Source organism: Protofrankia coriariae, assembly GCF_001017755.1.
GTDB lineage: Bacteria > Actinomycetota > Actinomycetes > Frankiales > Frankiaceae > Protofrankia > Protofrankia coriariae.
In genome coordinates this window covers 1-5,529 of the sequence record NZ_JWIO01000016.1, presented here as the reverse complement: position 1 = coordinate 5,529, position 5,529 = coordinate 1, and the positions used below count along the sequence as shown (strand labels likewise).

The 5,529-nt window shown below is 77.8% G+C and carries 2 protein-coding genes and 1 pseudogene (1 of these 3 only partly in view); all 3 read left to right on the top strand.

Annotation, left to right across the window (positions count from 1 at the left end):
• Window positions 1-50: the end of an acyltransferase domain-containing protein gene (locus FrCorBMG51_RS33745; RefSeq protein WP_086055398.1), read on the top strand. The gene continues 1,918 nt to the left of window position 1, outside the view; the window shows 50 of its 1,968 coding nt (coding positions 1,919-1,968); its start codon lies beyond the left edge, outside the window; it ends in the stop codon at window positions 48-50.
• Window positions 51-415: 365 nt separating this feature from the next.
• Window positions 416-3,614, top strand: a pseudogene (locus FrCorBMG51_RS34645) (type I polyketide synthase); the annotation flags it as partial.
• A 51-nt stretch (window positions 3,615-3,665) separates the two neighbouring features.
• The coding region (locus FrCorBMG51_RS34640; RefSeq protein WP_476742150.1) for an SDR family NAD(P)-dependent oxidoreductase at window positions 3,666-5,529 on the top strand (1,864 nt) is incomplete at its 3' end.

Here is a 5,529-nt window from a genome sequence, read left to right as displayed (position 1 = left end):
CCGGCGGACGAGCCGGTACTGGCCGCTGCCCTGCGCCGGGGCCGCGGTGAGCCGGAGTCGCTGGTGACCGCGGTGGCGACCGTCTTCACCGCCGGCACCGCGGTGGACTGGCCGGCGGTGGCCGGCCGGCGCGGCCACCCGGCCAGGCGGGTGGAGCTGCCGACCTACCCCTTCCAGCGGCGCCGGCACTGGATCAGCACGCCCACCGCCGGGCCCACCACTGTGTCCGCTGCCGGGCCCCCCACCGGGCCGACCGTCGAGGCGCCCGTGGCCGGCATCACCGCCGCGGCGGCCACGCACGGCACGGACGCCGGGAGCGCCGCGGACGTCACCACCGGCGTNGACCACGGCGACGCCGGCCGCCGACCGGGCCGCCCGGCTGGCCGGGCTCGCCGGCGCCGAGCGGGAACGGCGCCTGCTCGACCTGGTCCGTACCACCGTCGCCCTGGTGCTCGGCCACGTCGGGACGGACGAGATCGACGCGCGCCACACCTTCCGGGAGCTCGGCTTCGACTCGCTCGGCGCCGTCGAACTGCGCGACCGGCTGGCCGCGGCGACCGGGCTGCGGCTGGACAGCGCCGTCACCTTCAACCACGCGACCCCGGCGGCGCTGGCCCGCCATCTCTCCGACGCGCTCGCCGGCGACAGCGCCACCGGTGCCACCGGCACGGCGACGCCGCCCACCGACGGGCCGGGCGAACCCGGGCCCGCGGACGAACCGATCGCGATCGTGGGCATCGGCTGCCGCTATCCGGGCGCGGTCGCCACGCCGGAGGACCTCTGGGACCTCGTGACGGCCGGCACCGACGCCATCTCCGGCTTCCCGACCGACCGGGGCTGGGACCTCGCCGCCCTGTTCGGCCCCGACCCCGACCAGCCGGGCAGCTCCTACGTGCGCGCCGGTGGCTTCCTGGCCGACGCCGACCGGTTCGACGCCGCCTTCTTCGGCGTCGGGCCACGCGAGGCCGCCGCCATGGACCCACAGCAGCGGCTGGTACTGGAAACGTCCTGGGAGGCGGTGGAACGCGCCGGCATCGACCCGGTCTCGCTGCGTGGCAGCCGCACCGGCGTGTTCGTCGGCGCCTCCCCCGTGGACTACGGGCCGCGCCTGCACCAGCCGGCGGACGGCTCCGCCGGCTACCTGCTCACCGGCGGGGCCACCAGCGTGATCTCCGGCCGGGTCGCCTACACCCTGGGCCTGGAAGGCCCCGCGGTGACCGTCGACACCGCCTGCTCGTCGTCGCTTGTCGCGCTGCACCTGGCCGCGGGAGCGCTACGGCTGGGCGAGTGCTCGCTGGCGCTGGCCGGCGGGGTGGCGGTGATGTCCACCCCGGGGATGTTCGTCGAGTTCAGCCGCCAGCGGGGGCTGGCCGCCGACGGGCGCTGCAAGGCGTTCGCCGCCGCGGCCGACGGCACCGGCTGGGCCGAGGGCGTCGGCATCGTGGTGCTCGAACGCCTCTCCGACGCGACCCGGCTCGGCCACCCGGTGCTCGCCGTCCTGCGGGGGTCGGCGGTGAACTCGGACGGGGCGAGCAACGGGCTGACCGCCCCCAGCGGGCCGGCGCAGGAACGGGTGATCCGGACCGCGCTCGCCGGCGCGGGCCTCACCCCGTCCCAGGTCGACGCGGTCGAGGCACACGGCACCGGGACGACCCTCGGCGACCCGATCGAGGCCGGGGCGATCCTCGCGACCTACGGCCGGGACCGGGGGGAGCGCGGGCCACTGCTGCTGGGCTCGCTGAAGTCGAACATCGGGCACACCCAGGCGGCGGCCGGCATCGGCGGCGTGATCAAGGTGATCGGTGCGCTCCGGCGCGGTGAGCTGCCGCGCACCCTGCACGTGGACGCCCCGTCCCCGCACGTGGACTGGTCGTCGGGTGACGTACGGCTGCTGACGGAGCCGGTCGCCTGGCCGGCCGGCNGCGGTGTCGTCCTTCGGGATCAGCGGCACCAACGCGCACGTCATCATCGAGGAGGCGCCGGGTGCCCCCGAACCGGTGCCCGCGCCGGTGCTAGGCCAGCCCCCGGCCGCCGCTGCCGAGTCGGGCCAACCGGCCCCGGACGCGGCCACAGACGCGGCCCCGGACGGGGTCACGGACACCCGCGGCCCGGCCACCCCGTCCCCGTCGCTGTGGCCGCTGTCGGCCCGTGACGAGGCCGGGCTGCGGGCGCAGGCCCGCAGCCTGCACGCCTTCGCCACGGCGAACCCGGCGACACCGGTCGACGACATCGCCTTCTCGTTGGCCACCTCCCGGGCCGGCCTGCCGGTGCGCGCCGCGGTGCCGGGCGCCGACCGCGCAACGCTGCTCGCCGGCCTCGACGCGCTCGCCCGCGACAGCGCCGACGCGGGGGTGATCCGTGGCCGGGTCCCCGACGCCACCGGCCCGACCGCGTTCCTCTTCGCCGGCCAGGGCTCCCAGCGTCCCGGCATGGGCCGGGAGCTGTGGGAGCGCTCACCGGTCTTCGCCGACGCGCTGGCCGAGGTCCTCGCCGCGCTCGACCGGCATCTCGACCGGCCGCTGGCGGAGCTGATCCTCGCGGCCCCCGACACCCCGGAAGCAGCACTGCTGAACCGGACCGCCTACACCCAGCCGGCGCTGTTCGCGCTGGAGGTGGCGCTGTTCCGGCTCGCCGAAGGGCTGGGGCTGCGGCCCGACCTGCTCGTCGGGCACTCCATCGGGGAGCTGGCCGCCGCCCACGTCGCCGGTGTGCTGTCCCTGCCCGACGCCGCGACGCTGGTCGTCGCCCGGGGCCGGCTGATGCAGTCCGGCCAGCCGGGTGGTGTGATGATCGCTATCGCCGCGACCGAGCGGGAGGTGCGCGACAGCATCGCAGCCCTGCGCGCCGAACTGGACGCCGAACATGCCACCAGGTCGGACGCTGACGGTGCCACCAGGTCGGACACCGACGCTGCCGCCGACCCGGACGCCAGCTCGGACGCCAGCTCGGACCCTGGCCGTGACGCCGGGACCGGCGCCAGGGCGGTCGTCGACCTGGCCGCCGTGAACGGGCCGAACGCCGTCGTCGTCTCCGGTGACGCCGACGCGGTCGAACGGGTCGCCGCGCACTGGCGGGAACAGGGCCGGCGGACCGGCCGGCTACGGGTCAGCCACGCCTTCCACTCGGGGCACATGGACCCGGTCCTGGCCGAGTTCCGCGCCGTCGCCGCCGCTCTGAGCTTCCACCCGCCGCGTATCCCGATCGTCTCCACCGCCACCGGCACCCTCGCCACCGACGAGGAGCTCACCTCGCCGGACTACTGGGTCGCCCAGCTGCGCGGCACCGTGCGCTTCCACGACGCCGTCCGCGACCTCGACGCCCGCGGCGTGCGAACCTACCTGGAGCTGGGGCCGGACGCGACGCTGACCGCCGCCGCCCGGCAGGCCATCAGCGCCACGGCCGCCGACGCCGTGGCCGTCCCGCTGCTGCGCCCCGACCGTCCGGCGGACGCGACGGTCACCGCCGCCCTGGGCACGCTGTGGGCGAACGGAACCGCGCCGGACTGGCGGGCGGTTTTCCCCGGCGCCCGCCGGGTCGACCTGCCGACCTACCCGTTCACCCGGCAGCGGTACTGGCTGACCGCCCCCACCGCGACAGCCGGCCCGGACGCGGCCGGGCACCCGCTGCTCGACCTGCGCCTCGACCTCGCGGACCGGGACGAGGCGGTGTTCTCCGGCCGGGTCTCGCGCGCGGCCCGGCCGTGGCTGGCCGACCACGTCATCGACGGCCGGGTACTGCTGCCCGGGACCGCCCTGCTCGACCTGGCCCTGGCCGCGGGCGCCCGGGTGGGCCACCCCGTCGTGGCCGACCTGGCCCTGGAGGAGCCGCTCGCGCTGCCGGCCGACGCCGCCGTGCGCCTGCAGGTCGTCGTCGGCCGTCCGGACTCGGCCGGCCGCCGCCCCGTCGACATCCACGCCCGGGTGGACGGCCCCACGCCGTCCACCGGTGCCGGCGGCAGCGCCGGCGCGGACGGCGCCACCGGCACCGGGCCGGCGCCGGCCGGTGCCTCCGCCTGGACCCGGCACGCCTCCGGAGTGCTCACCGCCGTCGTAGCGGACGACAGCCTGTCCGCTACGACGCCCCCTGCCGGGGCGGACTGGCCGGAGCCGGACGGCGCGGTGCTGGACGCCGCCTACCGGCGCCTCGCCGAGCACGGCTACGAGTACGGGCCGGCGTTCACCGGCCTGCGCCGGCTGGCGCGGGACGGGGACACGCTGCGCTTCGAGGTCGCGCTGCCCGATGCGGCGACGGCGGACAGCGACGGGTTCGGTGTCCACCCGGCGCTGCTCGACGCGGCCCTGCACCCGCTGGTGCTCGAGCTCGCGCCACAGCAGGTGGGCAGCGATATCGCCCTGCCCTTCTCCTGGAGCGGAGCCCGGCTGCCCGCCGTGGCACCGAATGTGCTCCGCGTGACGGCAACGCGGATCCGGCCGGACGCGTTCGCGCTCGCGCTGTTCGACCAGGACGGCGCGCCCGTCGGCGAGATCGCCTCGGTCGTGCTGCGCCCGGTGTCCCGGCAGCGGCTCGGCCGGTCCGGGCTCGACCCGGCCTCCGCGCTGCACACGCTGACCTGGCGTACAGCGGACCTCCCCGGCGCCGGTGCCAGCCTCGGCGCCGCCTCCTCAGCCGGCTCCGCGGACACGGCGGACGCCGCTGGCTCGGCCGACACGGACACGGACACGCCGCGCTTCGCCCTGCTCGACGGCCTGGCGTCTCCCGACGACCTGGCCGCGGCGGCCGAGGTGGCGTTCCCCGGCGAGGGGGACGTCGTCGTGCCGCCGGTACCGCCGGCCGAGCCCGGCGCGGACCTGCCGGCGGCGGCGCGCGGAGCCGCGACGCGGGCGCTGCGGCTGGTCCGCGACTGGCTCACCGCCGACCCGGACGGCACCCGGCGGCTGGTGTTCGTCACCCGGGGCGCGGTCGCCGCCCGCCCGGGCGACGTGGTGACCGACCTCGTCAACGCCGCCGTGTGGGGGCTGGTACGCACCGCGCAGACCGAGCATCCGGGCCGGTTCGGGCTCGTCGACATCGACGAGCCCGCGGTGCCCGCCGAGCCCGCCGGGCCCACCGCGGCCACCGCCCCGGCGGACCAGCCGGCAACGGCAACGGACGGTCCCGCCAGGTGGTGGACGGCCGCGCTCACCGGGCTCACCCCGGGCGGGCCGGAGCAGGTGGCGCTGCGGGACGGGACGGCGTACGTCCCGCGGATCTCCCGGGCGGAAGCCGTCCCCGGCCCCGCCGAGCCGGTGTGGGACGCGGCCGGCACAATACTGATCACCGGCGGGACCAGCGGGCTGGGCGCCCTGGTCGCCCGGCATCTCGTCACCGGCGGTGCCCGCCGGCTGCTGCTGGTCGGCCGCCGCGGCGCCGACACCCCCGGAGTGGGCCAGCTGGTGGCCGACCTCACCGAGCGCGGCGCTACGGTGACCGTCGCCGCGGCGGACACCGCCGACCGCGCCGCGCTCGCGGCGGCGCTGGCGGACGTGCCGGCGGAGCATCCGCTGACCGCCGTCATCCACGCGGCCGGCG